Raw genomic sequence first — 17545 nt, 5'->3', positions numbered from 1 at the left:
TAAAAGGTGGGGAAAGGCAACATAATGTGAAGAAATCAACATGTATCCTTTTATATAGAAAAGATGTTGGCGTGTTCGATAAATGAAAATGTGAGTGAGCTCGCGTGCCGATTATTGACTTTGCGATAGAACTATTAGAACGCACCTATCAGCACATGACAGGCGGCTAATGCTGTGAGGAGGAAGGATGACAAGCTGTTAGAAAAACTAACAGCAGCGAACACATGCATTTAATACACATATAAGCTAGAGCGCGTTTTAATCGATAGCGAGCCGATCAGACAGCTGCATAACGACTAAGGATGAGCGCAGCAGTGTTTTTCGCCAAGCATTTTTTCTCTTTATTGCTGAGCGCATCTTCGATTTTAAAAAGCTGAGGCCAAAAGCACTGCCCTTTGACAAGGCTATCGATTTCCTCAACAACTCGGTCTACATCATCAAAGGCAAGTTTGTTAGCGGCTTTAGCATCTTTTAAAAAGCGGTGCATTGCCGTTTCTTGAGCTTTTAGCTGCGCAACTTCATCTTTAAGTTTTTCTGGTTCGTAAAAGAAGTGCCCGATGGCTACGCGCGCTAAATCGAGGTGCGATTCACTCATCATAAACTCAATGTCTTGTAAAATCAGGTCTTCAAGTTGCCCATCTAACTCAAGCGCATCATCGTAGGCTTTGTTTTTTCCAAGCATTGCAGATTGCCATTGCTGCGTAACTAAATGCATCACCAACTCTTCTTTCGTAGAAAAGTGGTTGTACACGGTGCGTTTAGACACATTTGCTAGTTCAGCCAGCTTATCCATACTTGTGCCCTTTACGCCAAACTCTTGAAAAGCTTGTGTTGCCGCCTGAATAATAGCTTCGCGTTTTATATCACTACGCGTACGTGTATTGCTTACCATAGGGAATTTCTCGAAATTAGTTACCCATTACATTACTCTAATCATTTTACACCGAACAGTTTACTTTTCAATGTGACCACACTAAAATGCACTCACCAGTTTACTTTAGGCGGCCATTTCTTATTGGCATTAAACGAACACGCTACCTAAAATTCACACATTCCTACTTTATTTACCTTGACAATGGATTACACACCTATGTCCGTAATGCGATTTACTCACATTCTATTTTTAAGCGCTTTATCAGTTTTAACCCTGAGTGCATGTTCTTCGGAAGAGGCTGTCGAACAGCAGTCAAGCGTACAACCTCGTTACGTTAAATTAGCCACTGTCAGTAACATTCCGGATTTTGACGAGTTCACCTTTCCTGCCGTTGTGTCGGCCGTTAAAACGGTAGATTTGAGTTTTGAAGTGTCAGGCCGGCTTATTCAAACCGACTTGACCACGGGTAGCGACATCAATAAGGGAAAACTGCTCGCCACAATCGATCGAACGCCATTTGAACGTCGCGTTGAAGAATCAAAAACACGCTTAGATCAAGCCAAACGTGAACTCGACAGAATCGAAAGAATGTTTGAGCAAAAGTTAGTTGCACAAAGTTCACTGGATACTGCAAAAACGTCTTACGAACTCGCCGTTATCGACTTAAAGAATGCAGAGCAAGATTTAAGCTATACCCAACTATATGCGCCTTTTAACGCAAAAGTGTCTCAACGCCTTGTTGAAAACAATAGCTTTGTAGCTGCTGGCACCCCCATTGCCAGACTGCAAGACGTGTCTAAAATTTACTTCAACATTAATGTACCTGAGCGTTTGCTTACTGCTAATATTGGCCGTGGAATAAAGCAAGCCAGCGCTACGTTAGCCACCAACCGCAGTGAATGGTATCCCGTTAATTATGTAGAGCACTCTACTCAACCCGACCCTGTCTCCCAAACCTATGAAGTGGTGTTCGCCATGGCGCCTCGTAAAGAACTGCCGCTTACGCCAGGAGCGCGCGCAGTGGTTAAAGTAAGCCTACAGGGCAGCGTGTATACCGATGGGTTTGTCGTGCCTGTCAGATCACTGGTTGGCGACAAAGACTCCGGTTTTGCGGTGTGGCTGTATGATAGCGAAACAAGTTCGGTAAGCATGCAGTCTGTCGATGTAAAGCACATCGAAAACAATTTAGCGATTATTGAAGGAAAACGCCAAGGCGACATTTCACTTGGCCAACAAGTCGTTGCTGCTGGCGCAACACAAATGCGTGCTGGCATGAAAGTACTCCCATACAAGGGAGAGAAATAATTTATGGATATTGCACGCTATTCAATTGATAAACCCGTCAATATTTGGCTAATGGTTGTCATATTGCTTTTAGGCGGCATTTTAGCGATGAGCAAAATTGGCCGTTTAGAAGACCCTGCATTTACCATTAAACAGGTAAAGGTATACACCAATTATCCCGGCGCAAGTGCTGAAAAGGTAGAACGAGAAGTCACCGAGCGCTTAGAAATTGCGATACAGCAGATGCCCCAGTTGAAAAAAGTCACCTCAGTTTCATCGCCTGGCCTTTCTGAAATAACTGTTGAAGTAAAAAGTACGTACGATAGTGATCTCTTGCCCCAGATTTGGGATGAGTTAAGAAAGCGACTTCGCGACACAGCAAACTCATTACCCACCGGCGCACAAGCCCCCATTGTCTTTGACGACTTTGGAGACGTATTCGGACTTTATTATGCGCTAAGTGCACCTGATTTTGATACGCGGGAGTTGCGAGAATTTGCACGTATTATTCGTCGTGACCTGCTTACCACAGAAGGCGTTGCCAAAGTTAATGTCACTGGGATTCAAAAAGAGCAAATAGTGGCGTATATCAACCCCTACCAGCTGGCCGGATTAGGCATTTCATTTCCCGATCTCGCCGCCCTTTTTGAGGATAATCTTCGTCCGTTTAATGGCGGCCGTGTTAAGGTCGATGAAAAAAATGTACGGCTAATTGTAGAGCGTGCACCAGACAGACTTGAAGAAATATCTAATCTGTCTGTCGTGGTCCCAGGAACTAATCGTTCACTAAGGGTAGCCGATATTGCAACGTTAAAATTAGAACCCGCCGACATTCAGCCAGTTTACGTACGCTATAACGGCGAAGAGGCACTGACGCTTTCTGTATCAGCGTTGACCGACGTTAACATAGTTGATGTGGGCGAAAAAGTTAACGCGAAGGTGGAAAAGCTGCTTCAAGAATTGCCAGTGGGTATTACGCTTACACCTATATACGATCAAGCTACGGTTGTTGATGAGTCGGTAACTGGCTTTATTAATAATCTCGTTATGTCCGTAGCTGTAGTTACGTTAACGCTTTGTTTGTTTATGGGGTGGCGCTCGGGTGTGGTGGTTGGCTCTGTGCTGCTTGTTACCGTTCTTGGGACAATCCTCATTATGTGGCTGATGAACATTCAGCTTCAGCGGATATCACTTGGCGCCATGGTTATTGCTATGGGTATGCTGGTAGACAATGCAATTGTCGTTGCCGAGGGCATGATGCTTCGCATGGCTACAGGCTCAACAGCAAAGGCGTCAGCCAGCTTCATTGTTAAACGTACCCAATGGCCTCTACTTGGCGCTACGGTGATAGGAATTGCAGCGTTTTCAGGTATTGGGCTTTCAAATGATGCCACCGGTGAGTTTCTTTACTCTCTGTTTGCCGTTGTTCTAGTCTCGCTAATGATCAGCTGGGTGTTAGCAGTGACCTTGGTACCAGTACTAGGGGCCTATTTCTACCGCAAAGGTATTGGCAACGCTGCGGGTAACGAACTGTCTAACTCTCAACGTTGGTTCAAAGGCATATTAGTTGGTGCACTTAAACAACGATGGGTTACTATTGGTGCACTTTTCGTCATCACTATTGTGGCGTATGGCAGCTTTGGCATGGTAAAACAAGGGTTCTTCCCTCCTTCAAACGCACCGCTTTTCTTTGTTCATTATTGGGGCCCGCAAGACAGAGATATTCGCGCCACGGAAGTTATCGCAAAAGAAACGGAGGCACGGATTTTAGGCATGGATAACGTGACAGCTGTTACCACCTTTATTGGCCAAGGTGCAGACCGCTTTACGCTCACATATGCGCCTAAAAGCGCCAATGAAAACTATGCCTTTTTCATGGTTCGCGCTAATGAACTAGACAATATTCCTGCTATTCAAAGCGCACTTGCAGAAAAGCTCACCGATCTAGACTTTGACGCTAGCTTTTATATGGAGCGAATGCAGTTTGGTCCTGGCTCTGGCGCAAAGCTCGAGGCGCGTTTTTCTGGCCCAGACACCGAAGTGCTTCGCGAACTGGCAGAAAAGGCTAAAGCACTGCTTTTTGCTGACGGACAAGTGAAAGACATACGGCACAACTGGCGTGAAAAAGGCTTTGCCATTAATACGCAGTTTGACAACTACAACGCAGGCATAGCTGGCGTGTCGCACAGTGACTTTAGCCAAACCATACAGTATGCCAGTAGCGGCGTTCAGCTAGGTACGGTGCAAGATGGTGATTACGCCTACAACATTATTGCCAAGATGGGCAAGGCAGAAGATACCGAGCTTCAATCGATACGCGAATCACAAGTTTGGTCTACACAACAGCGCCAGTACGTGCCTTTCACACAGGTATCTCAAGGCTTAGAGTTAATGACCGAAGAAACGCGTATCCACCGTCGCGACCGCGTACGCACCATTACTGTTGAAGCAGAGCCTGGTGATAGTGAGACCGCCGCAAAAGCATTGGCGAGAATACGCCCGCTTATTGAAGAAATCGAACTACCAGCCGGTTACGCATTAGAGTGGGGCGGCGAGTTTGAAAGCTCTAGCGATGCGCAAAAAGCGCTTGGGGCAGGCTTACCTGCAGGCTTTTTAGTAATGTTCATTATTTCAGTATTGCTATTCGGTCATGCTCGCCAGCCATTAATTATCTGGCTTGTGGTACCTATGGCTATCGTGGGTGTAGTCACTGGTTTATTAAGTACCGATATGCCGTTTGGCTTTATGTCGCTTTTGGGCTTTTTAAGCCTGTTCGGTATGCTTATAAAGAATGCCATTGTGCTTATTGAAGAAATTGATCTTCAAATAGAGGAAGGCTTAGCCATTCGACAAGCAATCGTTGACGCCACTATCAGTCGTGTTCGCCCTGTCTCACTTGCTGCGGTTACTACCATTTTAGGCATGGCGCCGCTACTGTTCGACCCTTTCTTCGCTGACATGGCAGTGACTATTATGGGTGGATTGGCATTTGCCACAGTACTAACACTTATTGCAGTACCCGTACTTTACAGCCTATTGTTTAAAGTGAGCTATCGCAACGCTCAGCACTGATATGTCAAAAAGCGCTCTACCAGAAGACCTATGGAATCTGGTAGAGACGTCTCTTGTCTTTCGCCGGTTTAATACGATTAAAGTGCGCAAAACTAACGCTTTGCCTCTACCCTACTTTGCATAAATTTCATTACATCGCGCCACGATACCACGCCTACCGGGTGCCTATTCGTGTCGATAATAGGAATGCAGGAAATTTTGTGGGTATTAAAAAGCTCAATGGCCGAATAAACAGAGTCACTTGGGTTAAGTGTGATGACCTCACGGGTCATGATTTGGTGCGCTTTTCTATCCAATGTAGCGCGATCAAGCTTCCGTTCGCTTAGGGTATCTACAAAAGGGCTAATCGATTTCAATAAGTCTCTGTCAGATATAATGCCTTGCAGTTTGTTGTCGTGAACAACAACTAAGTGATGAAAGCCCGTGGCAGCAAAGAGCTCGCGTAATGACTGTAGGCTGTCATCCATGTGCACGCTAACCACCCGCGTAGACATAATTTTCGCAATGCTCATCCATACTCCTTATTCACTCAATATTTTTCGTTTTAGCCACTAATTGACAGTATTGATTTAACTACTATAGAAGACACCCCAACTATAGACATTAGCCCTTTATCATTTTAACTCGTCAGCAGTCGTGAATTAGCGCTAAACGTATGGATTATCTCCCATAGCAACGGCTACACAGAACAGCCGTAAATCCAATTCAAGCTGATGGTAGTCAGGCTCCATATAACAGCAAAGTTTGTAAAAGGCTTTGTTGTGCTCTTTCTCTTTAAAGTGCGCTAATTCATGTACTACCAGCGCTTTAAGCAAAGGCTCCGGCGCATAGAGTAAATCGTTGTTAATAGCTAAATCGTGTTTACGGGTTTTTCCCTGCATACGGTAAGTATGCGTACCTAACGCGTTGGTTATCATGTCCCCTTGTTTTCTAAACGCAGCCCGCCCAAATGGTGGCGCATTTTTTAAATATTGCTTTTTTAATTCGGTCGCATACTGATACAACAATTTGTCGTTTGTAATTTCATGGGCCTCTGGGTATTTCTTTAACAAGTAGCTTTGCAGCCGGTTATTCGAGATGAGCTGAAGGGCCTGTTCTACAATGGTTGAGGGGTAGCCATTAAAATATCGAGCATATTCATTCACGTTTATTTCTCCTCTGCGCGAAGAATTATAAAACATTTGAATGGTGTAGACAGCGCTGTCTTTTCTATATAATCAGTTCCAGTGCAATAACGAAGGTTACCGCGCCAAAAACGAGCTAAGGGAAGCACTACGGGAAGTTGTATAAACACTAGGACTTCAGATGAAAATTAGAGTATAAAGGCATACAGTTTTTAGTTTTTGTTGATAATCGAAATGAACATAGAACACCTTAAACTTTTTGTGCGTATTGCCAGCACTACGAACATTAGTTTAGCTGGCCGTGAGCTCAACATTTCGCCCGCTGTTGCCAGCGCACATATTAGTAAACTAGAAGAAACACTAGGTGTGCGGTTAATTCATAGAACCACTCGGAAAGTATCGCTTACCGATGATGGAAAGCTGTTTCTCCCCCATGCTCAAGAAGTGTTAGACAGCATCGAAACGGCACAAGCTGCTGTTGGCAGCGCTGCTCAAACGCCGCAGGGCACATTGCGAGTAACAGCCCCGGCTTCATTTGGTCGAATGCATTTAATTCCTGCGCTCCCTGAATTTTTAGAGCAATTCCCAAAACTGAACATCGATTTCAGGTTTAGCGACAGTATTTTAGATGTGGTAGAAGGAGGATTCGACGTCGCCATTCGCGATGCAGAATTGAAAGACTCCAATCTACATGCAAAAAAACTTGCTGATGACAGACGCATCATTGTCGCTTCTAAAAGTTACATCAACAAATACGGCGCCCCTGAAACACCATCCGACCTAAAAAATCACAAGGTAGTTAATCTTACCGGACTAGAGGTATGGGAATTCAAAGGGTCTCATGGGGTTACTTCAGTAAAAACGCCTAACTATTTGCGAATGGATAACGGCGAAGCGGTGCGCGATGCCTGTATTCAAGGCTGTGGCATTACCTTGACTGCTACCTGGTGCAGCTACCCTCACCTAGAAAGCGGCGAACTAGTTCAAATACTACAAGACTATCCCTTAGCCACAGACTGTGCACTATGGGCAGTATACCCCAGCAATCGTTTACTGGCACCCAAGGTTCGCGCCTTTATTGATTTTTTAGCCAAGCGCTTCAGTGGCACGCCCTACTGGGACAAAAAACTCTGCAATATTTTGGCTTAAAGGCTCTACCTGCGGTCTCTATGGCATACAAGACATGTAAATAATGGCGACATTTACCGAAAGCCATTTTCACGCTACGCCGTACTCGCCCACATACAAAAAATGACAGTTTTTTCAGTCGTTTTTAATTTTATTTACTATCATAGTAACTATCGACAAGATTTGAATTTTTTTATTTCGCAAAATTTATGACTGGACTTAGGTATACCTGTAATATGTGTAAATCGATGTGTGTTTTGGTCGCCCTCGTAAGCGTGCTTTTGCACAATACCGCATCAGCAAAGCAAGACAAATTAAAAGTGAGTGGTTTTGGAACGCTAGCAACAGCCACTGCCGATACAAGCACTTATCAATTTAGAACCGACCGCTCACAAGCGGCACTCGCTAAAAAAGATGGATTTGCATTTAAACCACTAAGTTTATTAGGCCTTCAGGTTGATTATCGTTTTACCGATCGGCTTGATTTCGTAGGGCAATTTGTCTATCGGGAGCAAGATAGGCAGAATATCGATTCCGTCACGCAAATGGCGTTTTTGCGGTATGAAATATCCCCCTCTTGGCAGTTAAGAGCGGGCCGTGTTGCAGCCGACATTTTTCACTTCAGCGACACGAGAGACGTTTCCATCGCCTATCCATGGGTGAAAGTCCCCACTGAAGTATACGGCATTGTACCAGCGAGAAGCTTTGATGGAACTGACGTAAGCTATTTGAAGCCATTTGAAAATTTCAACCTTTCAATCAAAGGCTTTTGGGGCCAGGGGGAAAGTGATTTTACCAGTAATGCTTACCGCCCCATCACCTTTAAAAACCTAAGCACTATCGGTGTTGAATTAGTTTCGTTTGACTGGAGTGTCTCGCTTAAACACACCCAAACAGAAGCAAGTGATGACAGTCCGGACGCGGCCTTTATCGCTCCCGCAGTAGCCCAACTGCAGCCACTCTGGAGCGGCGCCAGTGCATTCGCAGATAAGATCACGCTGCGTGGTGCTGATATCCATTATACATCTTTCTATTTTAACCGCTTATGGCACGACTGGGAGTTTTCCGGGGAAGTAGCCCATATAGACTCAAATTCCATCGCTCTTCGTCACTCCATCAACGGTTTTCTAAATGCAAGCTACTTCTACGGCGCGCACACCTTCTACGCGATGTATTCCTTTGCCAACGCAGATGCTTATTTTCTTGCACAAGAGGAACCGGGCTTTCCCATCAATGCTGCAACTGCTGAATTAGCCTTGTTTGTTGATGAGGTTGCAAACTCGCTTGCGCATAATCAGCAAACCGTGTCCGTTGGTTGGCGCTGGGACTTAAAAGAGAACCTGGCTTTCAAAGTACAGTTAGAACGCACGGACATTGAAGCGCGCGGTGGTGGCCTTAGAGCAAGAGACGGATTAATAGCCACTTCTGAAGACGGTACAGCACATACACTGTTCCTTGCTTTGAGCTTCAGCTTTTAAGGGGGCGGATAATGAATTTTAGACGCTCTACCATTTATGTTTTGTTTTTGATGATGTGCTGTGGTGTGCCAATTGGGGCATTCGCCACTGAACAACTCGTTGTTGTTACAAGTCTCAATAATGAAATAAACGTTATCGATAAAAAAGGGTTAATTGACCTGTATATGGGCAAATATTCAGCATTCCCTAACGGACAACAAGCAACACCTATCGATGTTGCAACAAACACAGATCTCCGGGCACAATTTTACAAAGCTTTAGTAGGCCTGCCACTTGCGCGCGTTAACGCGTATTGGTCTCGGCTTAAATTCTCTGGACGAGCAAAGCCGCCCGCAGTTGAACAAACGCTAGATGACGTAAAGCAGAGGATTGAAAATGATAGTTCTGCATTAGCCTATGTCTATGCAACCAGTGTTACTGAGAATATGAAGGTAGTGTATCGTTTTGATTAACATTTATGGTCTGGGTTTTCGCTTTTCGTTATTTCTAATCGCTGCCTCAGTGCTAGTGGTGTTTACTACCGCTGAGTTTTTTTATCGCGCAACGTATGAGAATGAAATTAGTGAAGCGAATAATGATATTCAAGAACTCTATCAAACAGTGGCAGCTACCGCCTCGATAGCGGCCTTTTTGGAAGATGAGGACCTTGCTAAAGAAGCGATTAACGGATTAGTTAAAACTGAAAAAATTCTCGCAGCGTCGATAAAAAGTGAAGCATTGTATTACCAAGTAAACGTAGAAAATGCGATAAACAAGAGTACAACGCCGCGCATATTTGTTGTCAGGCACCCGTTTATACCAGAAGAGTCGCTTGCCGAGGTTAAGGTGTACCCCAACTTTGACCATATCATAAATCAAGCAGAAAAAATCAGTACCGATAATAACTACTCTCTTTACGTTGAAGCCCTGGTTGTTGGCACCGTCGCTTTAATTATCACTTACTACATTATTATTGCACCAATGCTACGAGTTGGGCGCTCGCTGCACAAGATCACGCCGGGAACGAATGAGCGGATTGATATACCCGAATACCACACTAAAAGTGAGATTGGCGCATTGGTAAATGATACCAATCAACTGCTAAACAAAGTTGAAGAGCAATTCACTCAAGAGCGCCAGCTTAGAGAAGAAATCGAGTTCTTGGAAAAGCGATTTAGAATGTTGTTCGAGAACGCTAAGTCGGCCACTGTGTTAATGGCAGAAAATGGCACTATTGAGCTTAGAAATAAAGCTTTTAATGATTTAGTTGAAAAAATTGGAATTGGAATAAAGCAAGGCTACGGAGAGCTATTAGAAGAACTATTCGAAACACCAGCTGCGATGAAGTCTGCCATCACAGAAGCGTTTGCGAGAAATGAATTTGCCACGGGAGAATATCAACTGAAGGGCAAAACAGATGGCAATACTGTATGGATCCAACTTATCGCTAGCCCTTTATTAACCGAGGAAGGCGAACGGTATTATCAACTAACGTTAAATGATATATCAAGTCGTAGACAAGAGTTACAAAAGCTTGCGTTACAAGCAGACTTTGATGCGTTAACGGGCATTTATAATAGAAATGGCGGTGAAAAGCTCATCGCTAAGCTTATGAGAAAAGAACATCAGTTTGCTTTGGCACTAATCGATCTTAACGGATTCAAGGCAGTAAACGATATTTACGGTCATGATGCGGGCGACGAAGTTCTCGTTTTTGTTGCTGACCAGTTGAGAGAAAAAATACGGAAAAACGATGTCGCTATACGTTGGGGCGGCGACGAATTTATGTTGCTACTTCAAGCCGATGACGAAAAATCTGTGCAAAGAGTGGTAGAAAAAGTAAATACAGGAGTTAAGCAACCTTTTTACTTCAACAACGAGACAAAGCCGACAGTGGTTTCAATGAGTGTCGGCGTGGCGTTTTATCCTGAGACAAGTCGCAATTTGCATGCTCTGGTCAAGCAAGCTGACATTGCCATGTATAAAGCGAAACAAAATAAAGTATCGGCACCAGACGACTACCTTATTTTTGCTGACCAATGCAGGCTAGATGATGAAGATATGAGCTAGCTTACCCCACGCCGCGCAGCCCATTACTGGCGGCAGTAGAACTAACATGGTGCTATAGCTATACGGCGATAGTATGCAAATACCACGAGACGTATTGCCAACGTCGAAAGCTGATGCTAAATCGAGGTGGACAGTTCCCAACACGCCTAAAGATGGTTTTGCACCTTTCTAATACGAAAAAAGCCGAGTTGCTTATTAACCCGGCTTTCCTTTTCGCTTCAAGTTTCTAACTCAATGCTGCGCTATAAAGAAGAATTTGAGCGCGTGACACTTTATTCATTAATTGTTTTGCCCAGCATACGCTTTAACGTACCGTCTTTATCAATAATGTGGTGCTTAAGTGCGCCAGCAATGTGTAGCAATAAAGCAACAATAACAGTGTAGCCAAGATAGAAGTGAATAGTGCCTCCTAACTTCGATAACTCATAATTAATCGGTAAGGTTTTTTCTGGGTCATCTACGCTAAAGTTTTGAGCAAATACTTCTAATCCGAATACGGATAGGCCGTGACCACCCAATACCGATGTCATCAACCCTGAAATAGGCATCAATAAGGTAGCGATGATCAAAACCCAATGGACGATAGATGCAAGGTTATGTTCAATTCGCTTATAGTTCGATGCAGGGCTGGGCCAACCATTTTTCATTCGCCAGAAAACGCGGGCTATCGCGACTATTAGCACAAGAAAACCAAATGCCTTATGCCAACTAAATAGCTCGTAGACATTGTTCTCGGTCATGTAAATACCGGTAGCAAGTAACCCTATAATGGTTAACCCCACCAGCCAATGCAGAATTACCGTAGTGGTAGCAAATTTTTTATGGCTATCGTAATGCATGCTTTCCTCACTTTATTTTTTCTTACCAAGAACTACGTTTTCCATAAACAGCATCTCGGCAATTCAACACCCCTTACATTAGTGAGGGATGATAATAGAAAAACAAGCAAGTTTAGGGCCGATCATTAAAAACTGACAAATTTCTCGCGAAATAAAAATGACGTTAAAAATGTGCATGAAGTACCGCAAATTTGAACACAATATTTCTATCAGTGAGCAGAAATGATTTCTTCCATCTCTATAACCAACGCTTCCTTATTAGTGGAATAGCCAGCAAACGGATGAGGAGCAGCGAACGTGTCATGGTCATTATCAAAATAGTCTCCTGCCACACTATTAAAACGGTCAGAGAGCGCGGCTTCAACTAAAATCTTAGCGCCTTCTTTTAAGTCACCACCAGCAATGCCATAGGCATCTTTAACCATTTTACTCCCTAATAAAGACTTGGGGTTCACTGAAACCATCTTAGGTCCGTTTAACTGATACTTTTCCCCGAGATAAGCCGTCCACATGGTAATACCCAACTTACTCTGCGCATAAGCTGCACCGTCTGAAAGTTGAGTTTCTCCTCTTAGCGCAGCGAAGTTCACCGGCGCTTGTGCCGCAGAAGAGACGTTTATCACGCGACTGTGCTCATCCATGACATCTACAAGCGACACCGTTAGCATAAAGGGCGCGATAGTGTTGACCATGAATCGAGCATCCAGCCCTGCAGAAGTAATAGGGTTTTCTATGGTAAAAACACCCGCGTTATTGATAAGTATGTCTAAGCGATCGGTTTTTTCTTTTAACTCTACGGCTAGTTTTTTAACGTCGTCGAACAACGATAAATCAGCCTGTAAAGCAGTAATGCTGCTTTTAGGAAATTGTGCTTCTAATGCGCCTTTAACATTATCCAATTTACCTTGGCTTCTGCCGTGCAAAAAAAGCTTATGTCCTTCTTTGGCTAACATTTTCGCTGTTTCTAGACCGATGCCGTCAGTCGCCCCAGTTATCAATATCGTCTTCATCTCATACTCTGCCGTTAATAAAGCCCCAAATTCAGTGCAAGTGGCTTATTTCGAACAACTTGCTTTAAGTTACATTATCAGTGAAGTATAAAACTGATAATAGTGTGATTGCTTAAAGCAGTTTCAATGTAATCTATATAATCAACAGCTTTATTTTTCATCCTGTTTAAAATGCTTATATCAGCGATAGATAATTTATAAAAACCATCTAGCCAGCGACTTCAATAACACTTAGACTGCGGGAACAAAAAAAAGAAACGACAGGTATTACGTTCGCATTCTATCGCGGCGTTCGCCATTATATGCAGGATACGCTGGTGCTCGTAACCACTTTTGAATAGTGGTGTGCCACGCGTGTATTAACGCGCATATGATGAGGTACTTTTCATTTTAGCAACAAGGGTTCTCAATTTAATGTCACAACAAAAAGTAGGTTTAGTGGGCTGGCGCGGTATGGTTGGCTCAGTATTAATGCAGCGCATGCAAGAAGAGCAAGATTTCGCGCACATTGAACCCACCTTTTTCACTACCTCACAAAAAGGTAGTGCAGCACCAGATTTTGCTGGTAAAGATGCTGGTGTTCTAGAAGATGCGCACGACATCGAGGCGCTAGCTAAACAAGATATTATTATTACCTGTCAGGGCGGCGACTACACAAAAGCTGTGTACAACGACTTAAGAGCCACTGGCTGGAACGGTTATTGGATTGATGCTGCGTCTGCGCTTCGTATGAAAGACGACGCTGTAATTATTTTAGACCCTGTAAACCGCAAAGAAATTGATAGTGGCATTGAGAAAGGCATTCGCACTTACGTGGGTGGAAACTGCACAGTTTCACTGATGTTGCTGGCGCTAGGTGGTCTGTTCGAAAATGATCTCGTCGAATGGGCCTCTCCGATGACCTATCAAGCCGCGTCGGGTTCAGGTGCAAAGCACATGCGCGAACTTATTAGTCAAATGGGCGCTATTCACGGCAATGTGAAAGAAAAGGTTGAAGATCCGGCTACCGCAATTTTAGACATTGATCAGCAGGTGTCGGAGTTTATTAGAAGTTCAGACTACCCTAGTGAACAGTTTGGAGTGCCGCTTGCGGGCAGCCTAATTCCGTATATTGATTCACAGTTAGCTTCAGGTCAAAGCCGTGAAGAGTGGAAAGCACAAGCCGAAGCAAACAAAATTCTAGGCATCAAAGGCAGCGAAATACCTATCGACGGTATCTGTGTGCGCGTTGGTGCAATGCGCTGTCACAGTCAAGCCATTACGCTTAAACTCAAAAAAGATTTGCCACTAGCCGAAATTGAAACGATTTTGGCTAACCACAACGATTGGGTTAAAGTTATTCCAAACGATCGCGACGCAACCATGCAAGAACTTACGCCTGCAAAAGTTACCGGTACGCTATCTATACCCGTTGGCCGTATTCGCAAGCTAAGCATGGGCCCAGAATATATTTCGGCTTTCACCGTTGGCGATCAGCTCTTGTGGGGTGCCGCAGAGCCGCTTCGCAGAATGTTGCGTATTGTGCTAGAACAAAACTAACGGATAGTTTTTAGCTAATTAAATTAAACGTTAAAACGCCTTGCGGGGATACTTTCGCAAGGCGTTTTTGTTTGCTGAGCGACCAACAGCGACACCGCCGAGTGGTAAAATTCGTACTTAACCGTTACTTTACCGACTCAGACCAAACTGCAAGCTCATTTCCGCCAGGCTCAACAAAATGAAATCGGCAGCCACCAGGAAAATCAAACAGCGGCTTCGTAATTGTTCCACCCGCGTTTTCTACCCGATGTTGCACTTCAGAAATATTAGAGGCATAAAGCACCAATAAAGGCGCACCACTTTCAGCTTTCAATACTCGTTCGGACTTAAATATGCCACCATCTACACCTGCATGACTAAATGCACTGTATTCGCTTCCATAGTCGGTAAAACGCCAGCCGAACGCGCTTTCAAAAAAAGCTTTTGAAAGACCAAGATCTAAAGATGCAAATTCGACATAGTTGAGTTTTATACTTTCTTGCATGCCTACCTCTTGTTTAATGTTGACCATCACATACTATCACCAACTTTAGACTTATTGCCTAAATTACAAACGAGCTTAATCGTTTAATATAAAGGAATTGGCATTTATTCAGGTCACTTAGTTTGCAGTATTTTATCAATTTGGCTGTTTTGCTAACCCTAACTTGGTATATGGGAACAGCGCAAGCCCAGGCATCCATTGCCGAAGAAGTCAGCGAAATAAAAAGAAATGTTGAAACCTCTGTGCCCATGCCCATAGGCGCCGCGATAGAAAAGTTAGAAACTTGGTTGTTATCTGAAGCATTAACGCAGAACGAAAAAAGAGAAGTAGCAGCGCTCTATGTTCAATACCAACTTTTGATACACCAACGTCCTGAAGCGGCTATTTTGAATGTATTAGAAGCATTACAAGACAACTCGCGAAATGGCCTCTTTGTTGCGGTTGGTATAGCAAGAATATACGGTATTTCTGCAGACTATGAACTTGCCCAAACACGTTTTAATTCTATTTTAACTACACCGAACATCTCTGCAGAAATTAGAGCGTATGCACTTATTTATCAAGTATTGACGCATAGTGAGGCTCAGGTATTCGCGCCTAACGCAGAACTTATCAATGAGATAAGTGAATTACTAACAACGTACAAACTAACTCAACTGAAACCATTATTTGACGCAATAGTAGCGGATTATTATCAATCGGTGAGCGCTTATGATATTGCACTTACCTACTATGAAAAGTCGCTTAATGATGCCCAAGACGCCAACCAACTTATCCTTGTCAGCGACAACCTTTATGCGATTGGCATTTTACACAGAAATTTAGAAAACTACGGTAAAGCAATAGAGTATTTTGAACGTGCTATCGCCTTTGATAAACAAATCGATATTAATTACTCAGAGTTCCTAGCTACCTATGGTATTGCCACCACACAATATCGACTCGGTAACATCCAAAAGGCATTGGTATTGTTTGACACTGTTTTAGCCCACCCGCTTTCGTCATCATTTTACAATAGTGAAATCTATCGCTTGAAGGCCGAGGCGCATCTTAGTTTAAAAGAATTAAATGAAGCAGCGAGTGCACTGAATAACGCAAGAAAACTCTATGATGATAGCCGTGAGGACGAACAAACGACCTGGCGTGCACAACTTGAAAAAACAGAAGCTTATATAACAGCGGCAAAGGGTAATTATGAATTGGCATTTCAACAGTTTGAAACATTTCATGACGCGTATTTAAATGCCAAAAAATACGAAGATTTGGAACTGATTAAAAGTGCGAACCTTATACAACAGATAACGAAAGAGAAAGAAAGATCGAATCAGTTAGAAAGTGAAAATAAAGCCTTTGAAGAAGCGCTTCATTTAAAAAATGAAGCACAGCGAACGCAAAACCTTTTTTCAACGTTACTTGTCGTTTTAATAACACTGACACTAGTCACTATCTTAATAATTTTAAAATTACTGAGTAAGTCAAGGCAGGCCAATGCCCTATATTTAACGGCAAAAAATAAAGCTGAATTACATAACCGTCTTAAATCAGAGTTTATCTCAAATGTAAGTCATGAAATTCGCACACCTCTGAACGCGATAATTGGCTTTGGTCAAATGCTCGCTAAACATCCTCATGGCCTAAATACCCGTAATCTGACGACGAAAATAATTACAGCGTCAGAGATGTTATTACAACTTATCAATGATTTACTCGATTTTTCAAAAATAGAAGCGGGTAAGCTAACGCTTTCCATAAAACCCCATGATGTGAGAGCAAGTATCACCTCGATAATTGAAATTTTTGCGGACCAAGCCGAAGCTAAGGGGTTACAGCTAAAGCTGTGCATAGGGAGCAACATCACTGATGAATTAATGTTTGACGAACTTAGACTTAGGCAAGTGTTTGCTAACCTTGTAGGCAATGCGATCAAATTTTCGCATAACGGTACAATTGAGGTCGGCATTTCAGCTGACGACAAAACCGACAGCTACTATAAGTTGCATTGCTGGGTAAAAGACCAAGGCATAGGAATTTCAAAAGAAAATCAGGCCAAACTCTTTACCCCATTCACCCAAGCGGAAAGTTCTATTGCGAGAAGTTATGGCGGTACCGGGCTAGGCCTTAACATTAGTAATAATTTACTAAAATTAATGGGGACTTCGTTATCGCTTGAGAGTGAGCTTGAAAAAGGCTCGACATTTTCTTTCGATGTCGTATTCGCCAAAGCCGCAGAGGTCACAAAACCGCCTTCTGTGACACGTCTGCCTGATGAAACATTACACGGGCTGCGCGTACTACTTGCTGAAGATAACGACATAAACGTTGAAGTTATTACCGCCATGCTTGCAGAATTTTCTTTTAATTTAACACACGTTGAAAATGGTCAGCAGGCTGTCAATATTTTGAAAGAAAAGACATTTGACTTGATATTAATGGATATTCAAATGCCTGAGGTAGATGGGTTACAAGCGACAAAACAGATACGTGAAATACTCAAGCTCCAGACGCCAATTATTGCGCTAACCGCTAACGCCATGAAACAAGACATTGACGCATGCTTTGATGCTGGAATGAATGCACATGTAGGTAAGCCCGTTGATAGAGCAAATTTGGTAAGCGTATTAATAGAACAAGTTAATGCGCCATCCATAGCATAACAACACAGAG

14 protein-coding genes are annotated in these 17545 nt (G+C 43.4%); 8 read left to right on the top strand and 6 right to left on the bottom strand.

From position 1 onward, the window contains the following. Positions 1-277: 277 nt before the first annotated feature. On the bottom strand, positions 278-892 hold the full coding sequence (locus BK026_RS01575) for a TetR/AcrR family transcriptional regulator (protein WP_071814239.1): 615 nt from the start codon (positions 890-892) through the stop codon (positions 278-280). Positions 893-1090: 198 nt separating this feature from the next. On the opposite strand from BK026_RS01575, the gene BK026_RS01570 reads away from it, so the two are divergent. Together BK026_RS01570 and BK026_RS01565 are read left to right on the top strand one after the other, a co-directional pair. After that, positions 1091-2179 (top strand): efflux RND transporter periplasmic adaptor subunit, encoded by a 1089-nt coding sequence (locus tag BK026_RS01570; protein WP_071817436.1) that lies wholly within the window; start codon positions 1091-1093, stop codon positions 2177-2179. 3 nt (positions 2180-2182) lie between these two features. After that, positions 2183-5230, top strand: a complete 3048-nt coding sequence (locus BK026_RS01565) for an efflux RND transporter permease subunit (RefSeq protein WP_071814238.1) — start codon at positions 2183-2185, stop codon at positions 5228-5230. Positions 5231-5322: 92 nt separating this feature from the next. Here the strand turns inward: BK026_RS01565 and BK026_RS01560 are convergent, their stop codons facing one another. Both BK026_RS01560 and BK026_RS01555 read right to left on the bottom strand, forming a co-directional pair. Then, entirely contained in the window at positions 5323-5742 is a 420-nt protein-coding gene (locus tag BK026_RS01560) for a CBS domain-containing protein (protein ID WP_071814234.1), read from the bottom strand. 135 nt (positions 5743-5877) lie between these two features. Beyond that, complete coding sequence (locus BK026_RS01555; RefSeq protein WP_071817435.1) at positions 5878-6375, bottom strand: M48 family metallopeptidase; 498 nt, start codon at positions 6373-6375, stop codon at positions 5878-5880. 213 nt (positions 6376-6588) lie between these two features. Between BK026_RS01555 and BK026_RS01550 the strand changes: the two genes are divergently transcribed. The 4 genes from BK026_RS01550 (at position 6589) to BK026_RS01535 (ending at position 11009) form a co-directional block, all read left to right on the top strand. Further along, a complete protein-coding gene (locus BK026_RS01550) occupies positions 6589-7503 on the top strand; it encodes a LysR family transcriptional regulator (protein ID WP_071814229.1) in 915 nt (304 codons plus the stop codon). A gap of 254 nt (positions 7504-7757) precedes the next feature. Then, positions 7758-8960, top strand: a complete 1203-nt coding sequence (locus BK026_RS01545; protein WP_256253923.1) for a hypothetical protein — start codon at positions 7758-7760, stop codon at positions 8958-8960. Positions 8961-8971: 11 nt separating this feature from the next. Further along, entirely contained in the window at positions 8972-9412 is a 441-nt protein-coding gene (locus tag BK026_RS01540; RefSeq protein WP_071814216.1) for a hypothetical protein, read from the top strand. Further along, positions 9405-11009, top strand: coding sequence for a diguanylate cyclase domain-containing protein (locus BK026_RS01535; RefSeq protein ID WP_071814207.1), 1605 nt, complete (start codon positions 9405-9407; stop codon positions 11007-11009). The genes BK026_RS01540 and BK026_RS01535 overlap by 8 nt, the downstream gene beginning before the upstream one ends. Positions 11010-11281: 272 nt before the next feature. Here the strand turns inward: BK026_RS01535 and BK026_RS01530 are convergent, their stop codons facing one another. Further along, complete coding sequence (locus BK026_RS01530; RefSeq protein ID WP_071814201.1) at positions 11282-11848, bottom strand: cytochrome b; 567 nt, start codon at positions 11846-11848, stop codon at positions 11282-11284. A gap of 209 nt (positions 11849-12057) precedes the next feature. Beyond that, positions 12058-12858, bottom strand: coding sequence for an SDR family NAD(P)-dependent oxidoreductase (locus BK026_RS01525; RefSeq protein WP_071814198.1), 801 nt, complete (start codon positions 12856-12858; stop codon positions 12058-12060). A 414-nt stretch (positions 12859-13272) separates the two neighbouring features. Between BK026_RS01525 and asd the strand changes: the two genes are divergently transcribed. Next, complete coding sequence (asd, locus tag BK026_RS01520) at positions 13273-14397, top strand: aspartate-semialdehyde dehydrogenase (protein WP_071814197.1); 1125 nt, start codon at positions 13273-13275, stop codon at positions 14395-14397. Between the two features lie 124 nt (positions 14398-14521). Here asd and BK026_RS01515 read toward each other — a convergent pair whose 3' ends face one another. Continuing rightward, positions 14522-14881, bottom strand: coding sequence for a VOC family protein (locus tag BK026_RS01515; protein ID WP_071817434.1), 360 nt, complete (start codon positions 14879-14881; stop codon positions 14522-14524). A 122-nt stretch (positions 14882-15003) separates the two neighbouring features. Between BK026_RS01515 and BK026_RS01510 the strand changes: the two genes are divergently transcribed. Then, complete coding sequence (locus tag BK026_RS01510; protein ID WP_256253591.1) at positions 15004-17535, top strand: response regulator; 2532 nt, start codon at positions 15004-15006, stop codon at positions 17533-17535. Positions 17536-17545 lie beyond the last annotated feature (10 nt).

The sequence above is a fragment of the Alteromonas sp. V450 genome (assembly GCF_001885075.1).
In the GTDB taxonomy this organism is placed as follows: Bacteria; Pseudomonadota; Gammaproteobacteria; order Enterobacterales; family Alteromonadaceae; genus Alteromonas.
This window is presented reverse-complemented; position numbering and strand designations above follow the sequence as displayed.

What these genes read in the sequence shown, in the direction of transcription:
- BK026_RS01575 (WP_071814239.1), bottom strand. Translation starts at nt 892, where the DNA reads ATGGTAAGCAATACACGTACGCGTAGTGATATAAAACGCGAAGCTATT.
- BK026_RS01570 (WP_071817436.1), top strand. Translation starts at nt 1,091, where the DNA reads ATGTCCGTAATGCGATTTACTCACATTCTATTTTTAAGCGCTTTATCA.
- BK026_RS01565 (WP_071814238.1), top strand. Translation starts at nt 2,183, where the DNA reads ATGGATATTGCACGCTATTCAATTGATAAACCCGTCAATATTTGGCTA.
- BK026_RS01560 (WP_071814234.1), bottom strand. Translation starts at nt 5,742, where the DNA reads ATGAGCATTGCGAAAATTATGTCTACGCGGGTGGTTAGCGTGCACATG.
- BK026_RS01550 (WP_071814229.1), top strand. Translation starts at nt 6,589, where the DNA reads ATGAACATAGAACACCTTAAACTTTTTGTGCGTATTGCCAGCACTACG.
- BK026_RS01540 (WP_071814216.1), top strand. Translation starts at nt 8,972, where the DNA reads ATGAATTTTAGACGCTCTACCATTTATGTTTTGTTTTTGATGATGTGC.
- BK026_RS01530 (WP_071814201.1), bottom strand. Translation starts at nt 11,848, where the DNA reads ATGCATTACGATAGCCATAAAAAATTTGCTACCACTACGGTAATTCTG.
- BK026_RS01525 (WP_071814198.1), bottom strand. Translation starts at nt 12,858, where the DNA reads ATGAAGACGATATTGATAACTGGGGCGACTGACGGCATCGGTCTAGAA.
- asd (WP_071814197.1), top strand. Translation starts at nt 13,273, where the DNA reads ATGTCACAACAAAAAGTAGGTTTAGTGGGCTGGCGCGGTATGGTTGGC.
- BK026_RS01515 (WP_071817434.1), bottom strand. Translation starts at nt 14,881, where the DNA reads ATGCAAGAAAGTATAAAACTCAACTATGTCGAATTTGCATCTTTAGAT.